The 16,001-nt window shown below is 65.4% G+C and carries 13 protein-coding genes and 2 pseudogenes; 11 read left to right on the top strand and 4 right to left on the bottom strand.

Going from position 1 to position 16,001, the window contains the following annotated elements; all coding sequences use genetic code 11:
• The first annotated feature begins 48 nt into the window (after positions 1–48).
• The 7 genes from LJ656_RS30545 to LJ656_RS30515 all read left to right on the top strand — a co-directional run bounded on the left by LJ656_RS30545 (position 49) and on the right by LJ656_RS30515 (position 9,944).
• Positions 49–2,112, top strand: coding sequence for an NADH:flavin oxidoreductase (locus LJ656_RS30545; protein WP_230513197.1), 2,064 nt, complete (start codon positions 49–51; stop codon positions 2,110–2,112).
• Between the two features lie 2 nt (positions 2,113–2,114).
• On the top strand, positions 2,115–4,046 hold the full coding sequence (locus LJ656_RS30540) for a (Fe-S)-binding protein (RefSeq protein WP_230513196.1): 1,932 nt from the start codon (positions 2,115–2,117) through the stop codon (positions 4,044–4,046).
• A 4-nt stretch (positions 4,047–4,050) separates the two neighbouring features.
• Positions 4,051–5,283: an electron transfer flavoprotein subunit alpha/FixB family protein gene (locus LJ656_RS30535; protein ID WP_230513195.1), complete on the top strand. Its 1,233-nt coding sequence runs from the start codon at positions 4,051–4,053 to the stop codon at positions 5,281–5,283.
• Entirely contained in the window at positions 5,280–6,116 is an 837-nt protein-coding gene (locus LJ656_RS30530) for an electron transfer flavoprotein subunit beta/FixA family protein (RefSeq protein WP_230513194.1), read from the top strand. The genes LJ656_RS30535 and LJ656_RS30530 overlap by 4 nt, the downstream gene beginning before the upstream one ends.
• 80 nt (positions 6,117–6,196) lie before the next feature.
• Positions 6,197–7,483, top strand: a complete 1,287-nt coding sequence (locus LJ656_RS30525; protein ID WP_230513193.1) for an aromatic ring-hydroxylating oxygenase subunit alpha — start codon at positions 6,197–6,199, stop codon at positions 7,481–7,483.
• Between the two features lie 33 nt (positions 7,484–7,516).
• Complete coding sequence (locus tag LJ656_RS30520; RefSeq protein WP_230513192.1) at positions 7,517–8,851, top strand: FAD-binding oxidoreductase; 1,335 nt, start codon at positions 7,517–7,519, stop codon at positions 8,849–8,851.
• Positions 8,852–9,086: 235 nt separating this feature from the next.
• On the top strand, positions 9,087–9,944 hold the full coding sequence (locus LJ656_RS30515; protein WP_230513191.1) for a glycine betaine ABC transporter substrate-binding protein: 858 nt from the start codon (positions 9,087–9,089) through the stop codon (positions 9,942–9,944).
• 286 nt (positions 9,945–10,230) lie between these two features.
• Here the strand turns inward: LJ656_RS30515 and LJ656_RS35160 are convergent.
• The 3 genes and pseudogenes from LJ656_RS35160 to LJ656_RS30505 all read right to left on the bottom strand — a co-directional run.
• Positions 10,231–10,306: pseudogene (locus tag LJ656_RS35160) on the bottom strand (ribbon-helix-helix domain-containing protein); the annotation flags it as partial.
• 182 nt (positions 10,307–10,488) lie between these two features.
• Positions 10,489–11,364: a formyltetrahydrofolate deformylase gene (purU, locus tag LJ656_RS30510; RefSeq protein ID WP_230513190.1), complete on the bottom strand. Its 876-nt coding sequence runs from the start codon at positions 11,362–11,364 to the stop codon at positions 10,489–10,491.
• 170 nt (positions 11,365–11,534) lie between these two features.
• On the bottom strand, positions 11,535–12,470 hold the full coding sequence (locus tag LJ656_RS30505) for a LysR family transcriptional regulator (protein ID WP_230513189.1): 936 nt from the start codon (positions 12,468–12,470) through the stop codon (positions 11,535–11,537).
• Between the two features lie 144 nt (positions 12,471–12,614).
• Between LJ656_RS30505 and LJ656_RS30500 the strand changes: the two genes are divergently transcribed.
• Positions 12,615–13,256 carry a glutathione S-transferase family protein gene (locus tag LJ656_RS30500; RefSeq protein ID WP_230513188.1) on the top strand — a complete coding sequence of 214 codons (642 nt, stop codon included), beginning with the start codon at positions 12,615–12,617 and terminating at the stop codon, positions 13,254–13,256.
• Between the two features lie 30 nt (positions 13,257–13,286).
• Positions 13,287–14,267: pseudogene (locus LJ656_RS30495) on the top strand (pyridoxamine 5'-phosphate oxidase family protein); the annotation flags it as partial.
• Between the two features lie 82 nt (positions 14,268–14,349).
• Here the strand turns inward: LJ656_RS30495 and LJ656_RS30490 are convergent.
• Positions 14,350–14,754: a helix-turn-helix domain-containing protein gene (locus tag LJ656_RS30490; protein ID WP_230513187.1), complete on the bottom strand. Its 405-nt coding sequence runs from the start codon at positions 14,752–14,754 to the stop codon at positions 14,350–14,352.
• A 427-nt stretch (positions 14,755–15,181) separates the two neighbouring features.
• Here LJ656_RS30490 and LJ656_RS30485 point away from each other — a divergent pair, with 427 nt between their 5' ends.
• Complete coding sequence (locus LJ656_RS30485; RefSeq protein ID WP_230513186.1) at positions 15,182–15,319, top strand: hypothetical protein; 138 nt, start codon at positions 15,182–15,184, stop codon at positions 15,317–15,319.
• A gap of 218 nt (positions 15,320–15,537) precedes the next feature.
• Entirely contained in the window at positions 15,538–15,987 is a 450-nt protein-coding gene (locus LJ656_RS30480; protein WP_230513185.1) for a hypothetical protein, read from the top strand.
• Positions 15,988–16,001: the final 14 nt, after the last annotated feature.

The raw sequence follows: 16,001 nt of genomic DNA, 5'->3' as shown, positions 1-16,001 counted from the left end.
GGCGCAACCGGCGGGCACAACCCGCCATCCATTCCGAGGTCGATCGCGATGCGTTACCCGAACCTTTTCAAGCCGCTCACGTTGAATCAGCTGACTTTGCGCAATCGCATCGTCAGTACCGCGCACGCGGAGGTCTACGCGGAGCCGGGTGGGCTGCCCGGCGACCGTTATATCCGCTACTACGAGGAGAAGGCCAAGGGCGGGGTCGGCCTCGCGATCTGCGGCGGCTCGAGCCCGGTGTCGATCGACAGCCCGCAAGGCTGGTGGAAATCGGTGAATCTGTCCACCGACCGGATCATCGATCCGCTCGCGCGTCTTGCCGAAGCGATGCATACGCACGGCGCGAAGATCATGATCCAGGCGACGCACATGGGACGGCGTTCGGCGTTTCACGGCGAGCACTGGCCGCATCTGATGTCGCCGTCCGGGGTGCGCGAACCGGTGCATCGCGGCAACGCGAAGATCATCGAAGTCGAGGAAATCCGCCGCATCATCGGCGACTTCGCGACGGCCGCCAAGCGCGTGAAGGATGCGGGGATGGACGGCATCGAAATCTCGGCCGCGCATCAGCATCTGATCGATCAGTTCTGGAGCCCGCGCACGAATTTCCGCACCGACGAATGGGGCGGCTCGCTCGAAAACCGCCTGCGTTTCGGCGTCGAAGTATTGCAGGCGGTGCGCGCGGCGGTCGGCGCCGACTTCTGCGTCGGCCTGCGGATGTGCGGCGACGAGTTCCACGAAGACGGGCTCGATCAGCAGCAGCTGAAGGAAATCGCCCTGGCGATGAGCGAGACCGGTCTGATCGATTATCTCGGCGTGATCGGCTCCGGCGCGGACACCCACAACACGCTCGCCAACTGCATGCCGCCGATGGCGCTGCCGCCCGAGCCGTTCGTGCATCTGGCGGCCGGCATCAAACAGGTCGTGAAAGTGCCGGTGATGCACGCGCAAAGCATTCGCGACGCGGGCCAGGCCGAACGGCTGCTGGCGAGCGGAATGGTCGATCTGGTCGGGATGACGCGCGCGCAGATTGCCGACCCGCATATGGTGATCAAGATTCGCGATGGCCGCGAAGACGAGATCAAGCAGTGTGTCGGCGCGAACTATTGCATCGACCGCCAGTACAACGGCCTCGACGTGCTTTGCGTGCAGAACGCGGCGACCTCGCGCGAAGCGACGATGCCGCACGTGATCGCGAAGACGCGCGGGCCGAAGCGCAAGGTCGTGGTGGTCGGCGCGGGACCGGCGGGGCTCGAAGCGGCGCGGGTCGCGAAGTCCCGCGGTCACGATGTGGTGCTGTTCGAGAAGAACGATTACGTCGGCGGGCAGATCATGCTGGCCGCGAAAGCGCCGCAGCGCGAGCAGATGGCCGGCATCGTGCGCTGGTTCGACATGGAGACGAAGCGCCTCGGCGTAGAGCGCCGGCTCGGCGTCGCCGCCGACGAGAAAACCATCATGGCCGAGAAACCCGACATCGTCGTGCTGGCGACCGGCGGTTCGGCGTTCACGTCGCAAGTCGCCGCGTGGGGTGTCGACGAGGGGCTCGCGGTCAGTTCGTGGGATGTGCTCGCGGGGCGCGTCGAGCCCGGCAAGAACGTGCTCGTGTACGACGGCGTCAGCACGCATGCGGGCGCGGGCGTCGCCGATTTCATCTCCAGCCGTGGCGGCAATGTCGAGATCGTCACCCCTGACGTGAAAGTCGCCGACGACGTCGGCGGCACCACGTTCCCGATCTTCTACCGGCGCCTGTACGCGCAAGGTGTGATCCATACGCCGAACTACTGGCTCGACAAGGTCTACGAGGAAGACGGCAAGAAGATCGCGGTGATCCGCAACGAGTACACCGAAGAGCAGGAAGAACGCGCGGTCGATCAGGTCGTGATCGAAAACGGCAGTACCCCGAACGATCAGCTGTACTGGCAGCTCAAGCTCGAGTCGCTCAATCACGGCCAGGTCGACGTGCACAAGCTGTTCGCGTCCGAGCCGCAACCGTGTCTGAGTGAGGAGCTCGGCAACGGCCGCTTCCTGCTGTTTCGGGTCGGCGACTGTATCTCGATGCACAACATTCACGGCGCGATCTACGACGCGCTGCGTCTTTGCAAGGACTTCTGACGATGAGCCCCGTGTCTGTCATCACCGTGCTGCTGTGGGTGTCGGTGGCGGGCCTTGCGTTCGCGCTCGCGCGGCGGGCCGCTTACTGGCGCGAAGGCCGTCCGACCGTCGCCGGCGCGTTCGGCTGGGCCAATCTGCTGGCGATTCCGAAACGCTACTTCGTCGATCTGCACCATGTGGTCGCGCGCGATCCGTATATCGCCCGCACTCACGTCGCGACCGCCGGCGGCGCGATCCTCGCGATGGCGCTGGTGTTCGTCAACTACGGGCTGGCGATCTACTCGGTGTGGCTCGACCGGCTGATCTTCATCGCCGCGCTGGCGATGCTGGCCGGCACCGTGTTCGTATGGCGGCGCCGCCACGGCGCGAAGGCGGTTCCCGCGCGGCTCTCGCGCGGGCCGTGGGATCAGCTGCCGCTCCTGCTCGGCTCGTTCGCGCTCGGTCTCGCGCTCTTCATGCTGTTGCCGGCCGGCGCGATGTCCGGCGGTTTCGCGGTGCTCGTCGCGCTGCTGATCGGCGCGGGCGCGTTCACGATGACCTTCGGCGCGGCGCGCGGCGGGCCGATGAAACATGCGTTGGCCGGGCTGCTGCATCTGGCGTTTCATCCGCGTCAGGAGCGCTTCGCGGACTTCGCGAGCGCGCGCCAGGCGAACTCGCGCGATGCGGTGCCGCCCACCGCGCTGAAACTGCCGCTGCTCGACGCGAAGGAATACGGCGTCGGCAAGCCGGTCGAATTTCGCTGGAACCAGTTGCTCAGCTTCGATGCGTGCGTGCAGTGCGGTAAATGCGAAGCCGCGTGCCCGGCGTTCGCGGCCGGCCAGCCGCTCAATCCGAAAAAGCTGATTCAGGACCTCGTGACCGGGATGGTCGGCGGCACGGACGCCGCTTATGCGGGCAGCCCGACGCCCGGCATCGAGATCGGCAAGCATGCGGGCGCGCCGGGCAAGCCGCTGATTTCCAGCCTGATCGAAGCGGACACGCTGTGGTCCTGCACGACCTGCCGCGCGTGCGTGCAGGAGTGCCCGATGCTGATCGAGCACGTCGATGCGATCGTCGATATGCGGCGCAATCAGACGCTCGTCGAAGGCGCGGTGCCCGGCAAGGGGCCGGCCACGCTGGCGAATCTGCGCGAGACCGGCAGCGCGAACGGCTACGACATCGGCGCGCGTTACGACTGGGCAGTCGATCTGCAAGTGCAGGTCGCGCAGCCGGGCCGCCATGTCGACGTGTTGCTGATCGCCGGCGAAGGCGCGTTCGACATGCGTTATCAGCGCACGTTGCGCGCGCTCGTCAAGGTACTGAACCGCGCCGGGATCGACTACGCGGTATTGGGCGGCGTCGAGACCGACACCGGCGACACCGCGCGCCGGCTCGGCGACGAAGCGACGTTCCAGCAACTCGCGCAGACGCTGATCGGCACGCTCGCGCAGTACTCGTTCGAGCGTATCGTCACCGCCGATCCGCACGTGCTGCACAGCCTGCGTAACGAATATCGCGCGCTCGGCGGCCATTACGAAGTCGTGCATCACACCGCGCTGATCGACGAACTGGTGAGCGCCGGCAAGCTGACGCCGCGCGCGGTCGAAGCATTGGCCGAACGCCGGATTACCTATCACGACCCGTGCTACCTCGGCCGCTACAACGGCGAAACGCAAGCGCCGCGCCGCTTGCTGAAAAGCATCGGCATCAAGGTGGTCGAGATGGAACGACACGGGATGCGGGGTCGTTGCTGCGGCGGTGGCGGCGGCGCGCCGTTGACCGATATCCCCGGCAAGCGGCGGATTCCCGACATCCGTATCGACGACGCGCGCGCGACCGGCGCCGAGATCGTCGCGGTCGGCTGCCCGAATTGCACCGCGATGCTCGAAGGGGTAGTGGGACCGCGTCCGGAAGTACTGGACGTGGCCGAACTGGTGGCCGCGGCGCTGGAGTAATGCGATGAATACGCTCAAACGAATCGATCCGCGCCGCCCGTTCACGGTGACCGCGCAAGGACTGCGGCGCATTACGCTCGGCAGTGCCGGAGGCGGGGGCGTCGGCGCGGCGGCGGGTGAAGCGAACTCGGCGGCGTTCGGCATGCCTCACGCGGCCGGGCAACGCGAGCAGACGAAGCCGCGACGCACCACCGCATCGCCGCAACATGCGTTGCTGGTCGCCGCGCATGCGGATCGCGGCGCGCTCGACGAGCACGCACGCCAGACGCTCGCGGCCGCCGCGCTGATCGCGGATGCGCACACCGAAGTCGTGCTGCTGGTGTTCGGCGAATTCAGCGGCGACGCCGCCGCGCTCGGCGCGGACAAGCTGATCGAATTGCCGCAGTTCGATCGCCGCTCGTATGCGCCCGCCGAAGAACTCGCCGCGCTGGCCGCGTGCGTCGCGACCTATGCGCCGGTTCATATCTTTCTGCCCGACAACGCGACCGGCGACGGCGATCTCGGCCGTCGTTACGCGGCGGCGGCCAATGCGAGCGTCGCGACTCACGTGGTCGAGATCGATGCCGCGCATGTCGCCACTTATGTGCATGCGCAGACCTCGTTCGCGGTTCGCGCGCTGCCCGAGCTCGTGCTGCTCGCGCCGAACGCGGTCTATCCGAAGCTGCCGTTCGTCGGCGCGGGCGAGCGGGTCGCGTGGCGCTTCGAGCGCAGCGCGGATACGCAAGCGCAAGCACAAGCACAAACACAAGCGCCGCAACGCGCGGTGGTGCGCGATCTGGGCATCGAGGAAATCGACGCCGCGCAAGTCGCGCTCGAAGAAGCGGATTTCATCGTATCGGCCGGCAACGGCGTCAGCGATGTCGCCGCGTTCGAGCGGCTCGCGGCGACGCTCGGCGCGGCGATCGGCGCGAGCCGGGTCGCCGTCGACGACGGCAAGTTCACCCGCGACAAGCAGATCGGCGCGACCGGCAAGACCGTCGAAGCGAGCGTGTATATCGCGTTCGGCATTTCGGGCGCGGTCCAGCATCTGCAAGGGATCAAGGATTGCCGCCATGTGATCGCGGTGAATCTCGACGCGAGCGCGCCGATCGCGAAACGCGCGAATCTGACCGTGATCGCGGACGCGCGCGAAACGATCGCCGCGCTCAACGACGCTGCCGCCGCCGCGCGGGACGCGCGCGGCACGTCGGCCGCGCTGTTGCAGCCGGGCAAGCTCGCTGAAGGAGTACTCGCATGAAGATCGCGGTTCTGGTGTCGATCGGACGTCATCCGGTCAGCGGCGTCGCGCGCTATAGCCGCAACGATGCGGCGGCGCTGACGCTCGCGCGGCAACTGGCGAAAACACAGCGCGCGACGCTCGACGTGCTGCATGCGGGCGCTGCATCGAGCCCCGCGCTGCAGGAGTATCTGGCGCTCGGCGCGCGTTGTGTCGAAGTGCTCGACGTCGCGCCCGGCGCGGACCCGGTTGGGGCGCTCGCCGCAAGACTGCACGATTACGACCTGATCCTGACCGGCACGCGCGCGGAAGGCGCGTTCGACAGCGGGATGCTGCCGTACCGCGTCGCGCATGCATTGGGGCTGCCGCTGGTCGGCGCGGCCGTCGATATCACTTTGCGCGAGCGCTGCGCCGAGGTGCGCCAGTTCATGCCGAAAGGCGTGCGCCGGCGCGTCGAAGTGCAACTGCCGGCGTTGATCGCCGTGCATCCGCTTGCGAATGCCGCGCCGTCGTATGCGTATGCGCGGCTGCGCGAAGGGACGATCGTGCGCGCGGCTGCCCACGCAAGCGCCGCCGCAAATGCATCGTCGAACGCAGCCACAAGCGCAGCCTCAAGCGCAACCGCCGCAACGCAACCCAGCAACAACCCCGACGACCTCGCCTGGACCGTGCGCGCCGCGAGCGCGAAACCGGTGCGCCTCGCCGCCGCCGAAAAGCGCTCGGGCCACGCGCGCATGCTGTCGGCGACGACCACCGAAAGCCGCGGCGGCAGCGTCGTAATTGAAGGGAGTTGTGTCGAAAAAGCGCAAGTGATCCTCGCGTATTTGCGCGAGCATCAGCTTGTGGACTACTGAATTCCAGTTTCCAGTTCCGGCCCGCATGCGACCAGGAAGGCCTGGCGCGGCGCCAGACGTGACACGCAACGGAGCACACAATGAAAGTTTCCGCAGACGTTCGCGCGATGATCGAACGCCGCAAGCAGGGCTATACGCTGGAAGCGCCGTTCTATACGAGCGACAGCATTTTCGCGCTCGATATGGACGCGATCTTCCGGCAGCACTGGATTCAGGTCGCGGTCGAACCGGACGTGCCCGAGCCCGGCGATTACGTGACGGTGGAGATAGGCGACGATTCGATCCTGATCGTGCGCGACGACGATCTGCAGGTACGCGCGTTTCACAACGTCTGCCGTCATCGCGGCGCGCGTCTGTGCAATAACGACAAGGGCTCGCTCGGCAATATCGTGTGCCCGTATCACAGCTGGACCTATAACCTGAACGGCGATCTGATGTTCGCCGAACACATGGGCGAACAGTTCGACCGCTGCAAACACAGTCTGAAAGCCGTGCATGTCGAGAACCTCGCCGGCCTGATTTTCATCTGCCTCGCCGATACACCGCCCGCCGATTTCGCGGTGATGCGCGCGGCGATGGAGCCGTATCTGCTGCCGCACGATCTGGCCGGCTGCAAGATCGCCGCGTCGATCGATATCGTCGAGGACGGCAACTGGAAGCTGACGATGGAGAACAATCGCGAGTGCTATCACTGCGTCGCGAACCATCCGGAGCTGACCATCTCGCTGTACGAATACGGCTTCGGCTATCAGCGCACGCCGGCTAACGAAGAGGGGATGACCGCGTTCGAGGAAACTGTGGCCCGCCGCACCGCGCAATGGGAGGCGATGCAGTTACCGTCGGCGGAGATCGACCGGCTCACCGATCTGGTGACCGGCTTTCGCACCCAGCGGCTGCCGCTCGATCGCGACGGCGAATCGCAGACGCTCGACGCGAAGGTCGCGTCGAGGAAACTGCTCGGCGGCTTCGAGTCGGCCGATCTCGGCGGCCTGTCGTTCTGGACACAGCCCAATTCGTGGCATCACTTCATGAGCGACCATATCGTCAGCTTCTCGGTCATTCCGCTGTCTGCCGGCAAAACGCTGGTGCGCACCAAATGGCTGGTGCACAAGGATGCGCGCGAAGGGATCGACTACGACCTCGACAATCTGACCGCGGTCTGGCGCGCGACCAACGACCAGGACCGCACGCTGGTCGAATATTCGCAGCGCGGCGCGCGCAGCAGCGCGTATCAGCCGGGGCCGTATTCGCCGTTCACCGAGGGGCTGGTCGAAAAGTTCTGCGACTGGTACATCCGCCGTCTAGGGGAGTACGACGCCCACCCGCAGGTCGTGCACGACGAGAAAGTCGTGTCGTTCGTGCGCTGAGCGCGACCTCGCAGCCACGAGCAGGAGAGATCCATGATGCGCGAGCAGGCGAACTTTCAGACCGGCATCGAACCGTTGATGGCAACGCTGCATCAAGCCGGCCCGGCCCTCACTTCATTGAACGCGCCGAGCCGCGTCGCCCAACCGCGCTTCTGGGACGCGCTGCCCGCGCGCTGGAGCAGCGACGCGGACGACACGCTGGTGTGCTGCCAGGTGCGGCAGGAGACGCACGACGTGAAGAGCTTTTTCTTTCGCGCGCCGTCGGAACGCGCATTCGTGTTCGAACCGGGGCAGTTCATCACGCTGGAGCTGGAGATCGACGGCGAGCCGGTTAATCGCTGCTATACGATTTCGTCGCCGCCGACCCGTCCGCATACGATTTCGATCACCGTGAAGCGGGTGCCGGGCGGCACGGTGTCGAACTGGCTGCACGACCATCTGCATGCGGGGATGCAGGTGCGGGTGCTCGGGCCGGCCGGCGAATTCAGCTGCGCGCGGCATCCGGCGCGCAAGTATCTGTTTCTGTCGGCGGGGTCGGGCATCACGCCGCTGATGTCGATGAGCCGCGCGCATCACGAACTCGGCGAGGACAGCGACATCGCGTTCGTGCATAGCGCGCGCACGCCGGACGACATCATCTTCGCGCGCGAACTCGATCTGATTGCCGCGAACCAGTCGAATTTCCGTACCGCGTTCGTGTGCGAGCGGGTCGCTGCGCGGACGAACTGGCCGGGCGTGACCGGGTTTTTGACGCTGCCGTTGCTGAAGCTGATCGCGCCGGATTTTCTGGAGCGCGAAGTGTTTACCTGCGGGCCGGCGCCGTATATGGCGGCGGTGCGCAAGCTGCTCGACGAGGGCGGTTTCGATCGCCGTCATTATCACGAGGAAAGTTTTTCGTTCGGCGGCGCCGATGAGGCGGACGCGCAAGCGTTGGATGCGCGCGCGGGCGACGCGTTGCCCGAAGCGATCGCGAATAGCGCGGCCAGTCACGTGGTGACCGCCGCGCAGGAAGCACCCGTGGTATCCGGGGAGTCCGAGCAGACGACGGCCGACAGGGCAGAAAGGGCAGAAAGGGCCGAAGCGGCAGAGAGGGCAGAAACTGCAACGCGCTTCAAGGTCAGCTTCGCGCGCAGTCATCGCGAGATCGAATGCGGCAGCGACCAGCATGTGCTCGACGCGGCAAAGAAGGCCGGCTTGCGTTTGCCGTCGTCGTGCACGCAGGGCATGTGCGGCACCTGCAAGGTCAAGCTGGTCTCCGGCGAAGTCGCGATGAAACACGCGGGCGGCATTCGGCAGCGCGAAATCGATCAGGGGATGGTGCTGCTGTGCTGCAGCAAGCCGCTCACCGATCTGGTGGTCGAAAAGTAATCAGGAACAACACAACAACGGCGAATCTGCGTGGACTCCGTATGCAAGTCGCGTGCGGACAACTCGATGTCGTAAAACGACGCTACCCGGCAATTCTGGTTGGCGATTCTAAATAAACGGGCACCGGTTAGCCCGCCGACGCGGCGACCGGCGCAGCGGAAAAAGGTAAGCGGCAAACGGCAAACGGCATTCGGCATTCGGCCAGACAGGTAAACGGGTGACAGGAGAAGCGACGATGAGACTGATCGGAAAAATCGTAGTGGCGAGCGCGCTCGGCGCACTGCTCGCGGCGGCCAGCGTGAGCGTGTCGGCGGATTCGAAGCCGACCATCAAGATCGGCTACGTGGAGGGCTGGGACGACAGCGTCGCGACCTCGAACGTGGCCGCGCAGGTGATCGAAAAACGCCTCGGCTATCCGGTGCAACTGGTGCCGGTCGCGGCCGGCGTGATGTGGCAGGGCGTGGCGCGCGGCGACCTCGACGCGACGTTGTCCGCGTGGCTGCCGGTCACGCACGGCGCGTACTGGAACAACTTCAAGGACAAGGTGGTCGACCTCGGCCCGAACTTCAACGATGCGAAGATCGGCCTGATCGTGCCGGACAATGTCGACGTGAAGAGCGTCGGCGATCTGCAGGCGAAGAAGGCGGAGTTCGGCGCGCGCATTGTCGGCATCGATGCGGGCGCGGGCGTAATGCAGAAAACCAGCGAGGCGATCAAGGCGTATGGCCTCGACTATCAGCTGATGCCGAGTTCCGGCAGCGCGATGACCGCCGAACTGGCGCGCTCGGAAGCGGCCAGCAAGCCGATCATCGTGACCGGCTGGAAGCCGCACTGGATGTTCGCGAAGTACAAGCTGAAATTCCTCGACGACCCGAAGAAGGTGTTTGGCGACGCGGAGCATGTGGATAGCGTGATCAATCCGGAACTCGAGAAGAAGGCGCCGACAGTCGTCGCGTTTCTGAAGAAGTTTCAGTGGCAGCCGGGCGAGATCGATGCCGTGATGCTGGCCACGCAGAACGGCCAGAAGCCGCCGGCGGCCGCCGACCAGTGGATCAGCGCGCATTCGGACCGGGTGGATAGCTGGGTGAAATGAGTCGTCGAGCTTGCCGCGACTGGTGAGTGGTGAGTTGAAAACGGCAAACGAAAACGGCAAACGAACAGCGGGCGGCGCCGCGGGGAAGGGCGCCGCCCGCTACGTTGACTACCGCAAACCGGCCGCGTTGCGCCGTCTGCTTCGAAGCGGCCGGCGCGAACCCGCCGCTTCACACCGCGCCGCGATAAGCCTCGTCGCTGTGAACCGCCCCTTCGCACCGTCTTCAATATCCTCGGCCGCAAATCGCTGCACGACACCGCCGCGCTCGCCGACGCCTCGTCCTTTGCGGTCTGTAACGACAGATAGCGCAGACAGCACACCCGCAAAAACGACGCGAAGTTGCTCGGCGCCTCGCCGCACAATGTGGCCTCGCGCCATCCGTCCGCATGGAATTCGCGCAGATCGTTCGGCGGGAGCTGCCCTTGGCGGGCAGAGGCGGGGACAAAGGCAGGGCGGACGTGGTTGGCGGCGCGGCCGCGTGGCGTGTCAGCGCGACGCGCGCCGCGAGTTTTCATGAAACTGGTCATCAAGCTGGCAGTCGCCGTCAGCGCAACACCACGGTGCGATCGCCGTTGATGAATACGCGCCGCTCGACGAACGCCTTGACCGCCCGCGCAAGTGTGATGCATTCGACATCGCGCCCGGTCGTCAGCAAACGTTCGGGGCTATACGAATGATCGACGCGCTCGACTTCCTGCTCGATGATCGGACCTTCGTCGAGATCGTCGGTGACGAAGTGCGCGGTCGCGCCGATCAGTTTGACGCCGCGCGCATGCGCCTGGTGATACGGCTTCGCGCCTTTGAAGCCGGGCAGGAACGAATGATGGATATTGATCGCTCGCGCGGCGAGCGCGCGGCTCGTTTCGGCCGACAGGATCTGCATGTAGCGCGCGAGAATCAGCAGCTCCGCGCCGGAGTTATCGAACAGTTCGAGCAGTTGCGCTTCCTGCTGCGGCTTGGTGTCGGCGGTGATCGGCAGATGATGGAACGGCAGAGCGTGCTGGCGCACGAGCGGTTCGAGATCGCGATGGTTCGAGCCGATGCCGACGATGTCCATCTTCAGCTCGCCCATCCGCCAGCGAAACAGCAGATCGGCCAGACAGTGTTCGAGCTTCGACACCATGATCATCACCTTCGGTCGGCTCGCGAGATCGTGGATCGCCCACGTCATCCGGAAGCGCTCCGCGATCGGCGCGAATTCCTGCTTCAGCGCGGCGACCCGCAACGCGTCGTCGCTGTCTACTCGATGAAACACGCAGCGCACAAAAAAGCGCTCGCTGAGTTCGTCGTCGAACACGGTCAGTTCGTCGACGTAGCAATGATGGCGGTCGAGAAAACCGACGACGGCGGCCACCTGGCCCGCCGCGCTCGGACACGCGACGGTGAGAACCAGTTGAGCGGGACGGGGAAGGGCGGACATGGTTTCTCCACAGGGTCGATAACGCCGCGCCGTGGGGCACGGCGCGCTTTATCGCAGTAGAGCAAAACGGCCGATTGCGCGGCTAGAAGCTAACCGCCATCGCGCTGGAACGGGAACGTCAGAGCCGGATGGCGCGCCGCGTACGGCTTACGCCGGTTCGGAATCCGTATTTAGTCAATCGAGGCAACCGACGCAACGGATGCATCCGCCGCGAGCCGGCGCTTGAGCGCGTCGATCAGCGCACGCACTTTCGCCGGCGGATGGCTGGTCGGGGGAAACACCGCCTGGATGCTCGCCGGCGCAGTCGACCAGTCGGGCAGCAGCCGGATCAAGCGGCCCGCGGCCACGTCCTCCGCGATCGAAAAGTCGGTCAGCAGACCAATGCCGCCGCCGGCGAGCGTCGCCGCGCGGCACGCATCGGCGGTATTGACCAGCAGCGCGGCCGCGCAGCGCACGCTGGCGGTGTCGCCGTTCACGTGCCGCAAGTCGAGCGTCAACGGTTTCGGCAATACCGACAGCGCGCAGTACGGCAGCGCCGCCAGTTCGTCCACCGTGCGCGGCAATCGGGCGCTGTGCACGAACCCGGGACTCGCGACCAGCCACTTGACGAAGCTGCCGAGCTTCACCGCCCGATAGTTGGAATCGGCGAGACGGCCGAGCCGGATCGCCACGTCGATGCCGTCGGCGATCAGATCGACGTAGCGGTCGCTGATCAGCAGTTCGACCTCGAGTTGCGGATGCAGACGGCGCAAATCGACCAACGCCGGCGCGACCACCCGCGCGCCGTAATCGTTCGGCGCGCTGACACGCAGCGTGCCGCGCAGCGGCGCGGTGCCGCCGCCGAGCGCGTTCAGCGCTTCTTCGGCCGTGCTCAGGATCTTCACGCTCGCGTCGTATAACGCGCGGCCGGCCTCGGTCACGCCGAGCCGGCGCGTGGTGCGCACCAGCAGGCTCGCGCCGACCTCCGCTTCGAGCCGCTGCATATGGGTGCTGACCATCGTCTTCGCGAGACCGAGCCGGGCGGCCGCGGCGCTCAGCGAACCCGCGTCGATCACCGCGACGAAGATCGCGAGGCGGTTCAGATTGACGTTGCGCACATCGGCCATGATCGATTGTCCATCTTCGCTTCACTGTGTTTCCCGGATTATCGGGCTTCCGCGCAAGCGTGCCTATGCCTATGCTCGCGGTAGCGCTTCAACATACTTGCCTGCGTTTTCTCCGCCTTCTCCCTTTTTCGTCAGGAGCCCGTGATGCCCGCCGCCAAACCCGCCCAACCGATCAGGCTGTACACGACGCTGCTGTCCGGCCACGGTCATCGCGTGAAGCTGTTCCTGACGCTGCTCGATCTGCCGTTCGAAGTGATCGAGCTGAACATGCGGGCCGGCGAGAACCGCACGCCCGAGTACCTCGCACTCAATCCGTTCGGCCAGGTGCCGACGATCCAGGACGGCGAACTGACGCTGTTCGATTCGAACGCGATTCTGGTCTATCTGGCGCGCCGTTACGGCGAGCCGTCGTGGCTGCCGGACGATCCGGCCGGCGCCGCCGCGGTGCAGCGCTGGCTGTCGCTGGCGGCCGGGCAGATCGCCTACGGGCCGTGCGCGGCTCGGCTCGTGACGGTGTTCGGCGCGCCGCTCGATCACGAGCGAGCGAAGCAGATCGCGGTAAAGCTGTTCGACGTGATCGACCGGGAACTGGCCGGCAAGCCGTTCGTGGCCGGCGCGCAGGTGACGATTGCGGACATCGCCGCGCATACCTATCTTGCGCACGCGCCGGAGGGCGGGGTGTCGCTGGAGCCGTATCCGCATATTCGTGCGTGGTTGCGCCGGGTCGAGGCGTTGCCGCGTTTTGTTGCAATGCCGTCGGCGAAGGCGGGCCTGCTCGCCGGGTGAGCATGGCCGCCATTGCATAGGAGTCCAATCATGTCCGGGTTCGTGCCGCTGGATGGCTGGGGAATCGACGCATCGCCGTTTCATGCCGGCGAGCTGGTCGCGCAGGAGCGCGCGGGTGTGCGCAGCGTTGCCGAGGCGAGCGGGCGTCGCGGGATTCGCCGCTTTATGCCCGAGCAGCATCGCGAGTTCTTCGCCGCGCAACCGTTTATCGTGCTCGGCGGCGTCGACGCGCACGGCCAGCCGTGGGCGACGCTGCGCGCGGCGCAGCCGGGGTTCGTGTCGTCGCCGGATGCAAAGACGCTACGCATCGACGGCGGCGAATTGGCCGGCGATCCGCTCGCCGGCCACTGGCACGAAGGCGCGCTGCTCGGCGCGCTCGGGATCGAGCCGCGCACCCGCCGGCGCAATCGCGTGAACGGTATCGTCAGGTCGGCGCAACGCGGCAGCCTGCGGATCGAGGTGATGCAGAGCTTCGGCAATTGCCCGAAGTACATCCAGAGCCGCACGCCGGTTTTCATCGAGCGGGCCGCGGCCGAGCAGGGCAACCCAGCGGAAATCGCCGCGCAGTTGAGCGACGCCGACCGCGCGCTGCTGGCGCGCGCCGATACGTTCTTTATTGCCAGCGCGAATCTGAGCGACGCGGCGCAACTGGCGCGCGGCGTCGACGTATCGCATCGCGGCGGCGCACCGGGCTTCGTGCGCGTCGACGACGTCCACACGCTGACCACGCCCGACTACAGCGGCAATCGTTTGTTCAACACGATCGGCAACCTCGTGCACGACCCGCGCGCCGGTCTGCTGTTCATCGACTTCGCCAGCGGCGACCTGCTGTATCTGGCGGTGCGCGCGGAAATCGTCTGGGACGGTGAAGAACTGGCCGCGTTCGCGGGAGCGCAGCGGCTGGTGCGCTTTCATGTGAGCGAGGTGCGGCGCAGTCGCGGCGTGCTGCCGTTCGAATGGTCGGAAGCGGAGCTGGCGCCGCAGTTTCAGCCGAAGCCGGGGGCCAGCGCGTAACGGACGCAAAGGGCGTAAAGGACGTGAAGGACGTAAAGCGCGGCGCGCCCGCGCAAGTTAGCGCGGCGGTCGGGCCGCGTCACGGCCCATGCCGGCCGAGCCGGTGCGAGACACCGAGGCGCGTCGCCAGCTGCCACACATATACTCGGGAATACGAAATACCGAACTGCCGCCTGATCAGTTCGCGCACGCGTGTATTGCTCCAGCCGTCGGCGTCGAAGCCGTGCTCGCGCGGCGAGCCTTTCAGTGCCTCCGCAAGCCAGTTCAGGTCTGCTGCCGCGAGCGCGGAATGACGGCCTCCGACGCTGATGCTTCTGAGCGCGTCGAGGCCACCCTGTTCGAGCAGCCGCCGGTAGCGCTCGACGGTGGCCTTCGACATGCCCATCTCGCTGGCGATTTGCGCGGCCGGCACGCCGTCGAGCAGCTTCTGTCCGGCCGCGACGCGCCGTGCAATGGTGGGCAAATCGTCATTGGATCGGGCCATCGCACAACTCCATCGTTAGGTTCGCGCACGCAAAACAGGTAATTACAACCGTTCGCAGCGACACGCTGCATAACTTACAGATAATCGAAAAATAACCTGTTGTGTCCGGAAAATTAAAAATCAATCGGGCTTTCAATTTCATAGACGACAGATAAGCGGTTGGTAAGTCGTTGGTAAATCAGTACCAATATCAGGGTTCCTTACTAGAACCTTAAAAATCCTCTTGCAGTTGCATTTGACGTTTGCTAACCTTATTTCGCTGATTTAAACATTTGTCCCATTTCGCGCGACGCGAACGCTTCAGTACCGCCGTTTCGCGTAGCCCGCTTTGGTCCGGCGGTTTTCGGACAGGGCGGCATCTCCCAGTCTCATCTCGTTTCAAAGCGTGGTTTCCGCTTAGCGAATGTTTTCTCGAATGCATTGTGCGATGCGGGACATCGTATTGCCGATCGATTTGCAAAAAAGGGCGAGACATGGGGAAGCATTTTCCAAGGGCTTTTTTGGCGGGATTATCGATGGTCCAGATATTCATCCGGCATGGCAGCGGGAATATGCGCCGGATTAACCTTTCGTTTAGTGTTGCGTTGGCCGCCTGCGCGTTGACGGTGCCCGGTAGCCGCGAAGCGAATGCAACCGAAGGTGTGCTCGGGCGTCCACTGGCTCGTACCAGCGTGCAGCCGGTCGCCGGCAGCGTTCCGCCCGAACCGATATCAGGCGACGGCCACCCCGGCGTTCTGGGTGGACCTCTGATCGACGCCGCGATTGCACGGTAAGGACGACGACATGACTATGGACAGGACCACGGAGATCGCCGCCATGCTGTTACGCGCCGCGCGGCGCCGCAAGCTGGTGCGCTATAAGGAACTGCATGCGTTGTTCGGCCGGACTGAACCGTTGCAGAGCCGTTACCGGGCGCTGGACGAAGCCGTGCGCCTGCTGAGCGACTGCGCGACGCTCGACTACGGCTGCCTGATGAGCCTCGATAACGGGCTGCCGGCCGACGACTTTTTCAACCGCTTCCGGCGCGCGCGGCCGCGTGAATACGAAAAAATCATGGGCTTCGCGTCGGCCGGCCGCTCGCCGATCAAGAAGCGGCTGATTGCCGACGCCGAACGCGCCCGGGTGTTCGAACATGCGTTGCAAACAGCGGCAAGCGGCGATGCGAGTGCATGGAGCGATGTGAAGGCCCAGTCGCGCGAGCGGCTCGCGGGCGCGGTGACGGCGCTCGAATAAGGCCGGCATGGAAC

Source organism: Paraburkholderia sejongensis, assembly GCF_020880815.1.
Taxonomy (GTDB): domain Bacteria; phylum Pseudomonadota; class Gammaproteobacteria; order Burkholderiales; family Burkholderiaceae; genus Paraburkholderia; species Paraburkholderia sejongensis.
Note: the sequence above shows the minus strand (reverse complement) of the source record. Positions and strands in the feature narration are given on the sequence as shown.

Coding starts and splice junctions, on each gene's coding strand:
- LJ656_RS30520 (WP_230513192.1), top strand. CDS start 7,517: ATGATGCGCGAGCAGGCGAACTTTCAGACCGGCATCGAACCGTTGATG.
- LJ656_RS30485 (WP_230513186.1), top strand. CDS start 15,182: ATGCGGGACATCGTATTGCCGATCGATTTGCAAAAAAGGGCGAGACAT.
- LJ656_RS30490 (WP_230513187.1), bottom strand. CDS start 14,754: ATGGCCCGATCCAATGACGATTTGCCCACCATTGCACGGCGCGTCGCG.
- LJ656_RS30540 (WP_230513196.1), top strand. CDS start 2,115: ATGAGCCCCGTGTCTGTCATCACCGTGCTGCTGTGGGTGTCGGTGGCG.
- LJ656_RS30545 (WP_230513197.1), top strand. CDS start 49: ATGCGTTACCCGAACCTTTTCAAGCCGCTCACGTTGAATCAGCTGACT.
- LJ656_RS30535 (WP_230513195.1), top strand. CDS start 4,051: ATGAATACGCTCAAACGAATCGATCCGCGCCGCCCGTTCACGGTGACC.
- LJ656_RS30525 (WP_230513193.1), top strand. CDS start 6,197: ATGAAAGTTTCCGCAGACGTTCGCGCGATGATCGAACGCCGCAAGCAG.
- LJ656_RS30505 (WP_230513189.1), bottom strand. CDS start 12,470: ATGGCCGATGTGCGCAACGTCAATCTGAACCGCCTCGCGATCTTCGTC.
- purU (WP_230513190.1), bottom strand. CDS start 11,364: ATGTCCGCCCTTCCCCGTCCCGCTCAACTGGTTCTCACCGTCGCGTGT.
- LJ656_RS30530 (WP_230513194.1), top strand. CDS start 5,280: ATGAAGATCGCGGTTCTGGTGTCGATCGGACGTCATCCGGTCAGCGGC.
- LJ656_RS30480 (WP_230513185.1), top strand. CDS start 15,538: ATGACTATGGACAGGACCACGGAGATCGCCGCCATGCTGTTACGCGCC.
- LJ656_RS30500 (WP_230513188.1), top strand. CDS start 12,615: ATGCCCGCCGCCAAACCCGCCCAACCGATCAGGCTGTACACGACGCTG.
- LJ656_RS30515 (WP_230513191.1), top strand. CDS start 9,087: ATGAGACTGATCGGAAAAATCGTAGTGGCGAGCGCGCTCGGCGCACTG.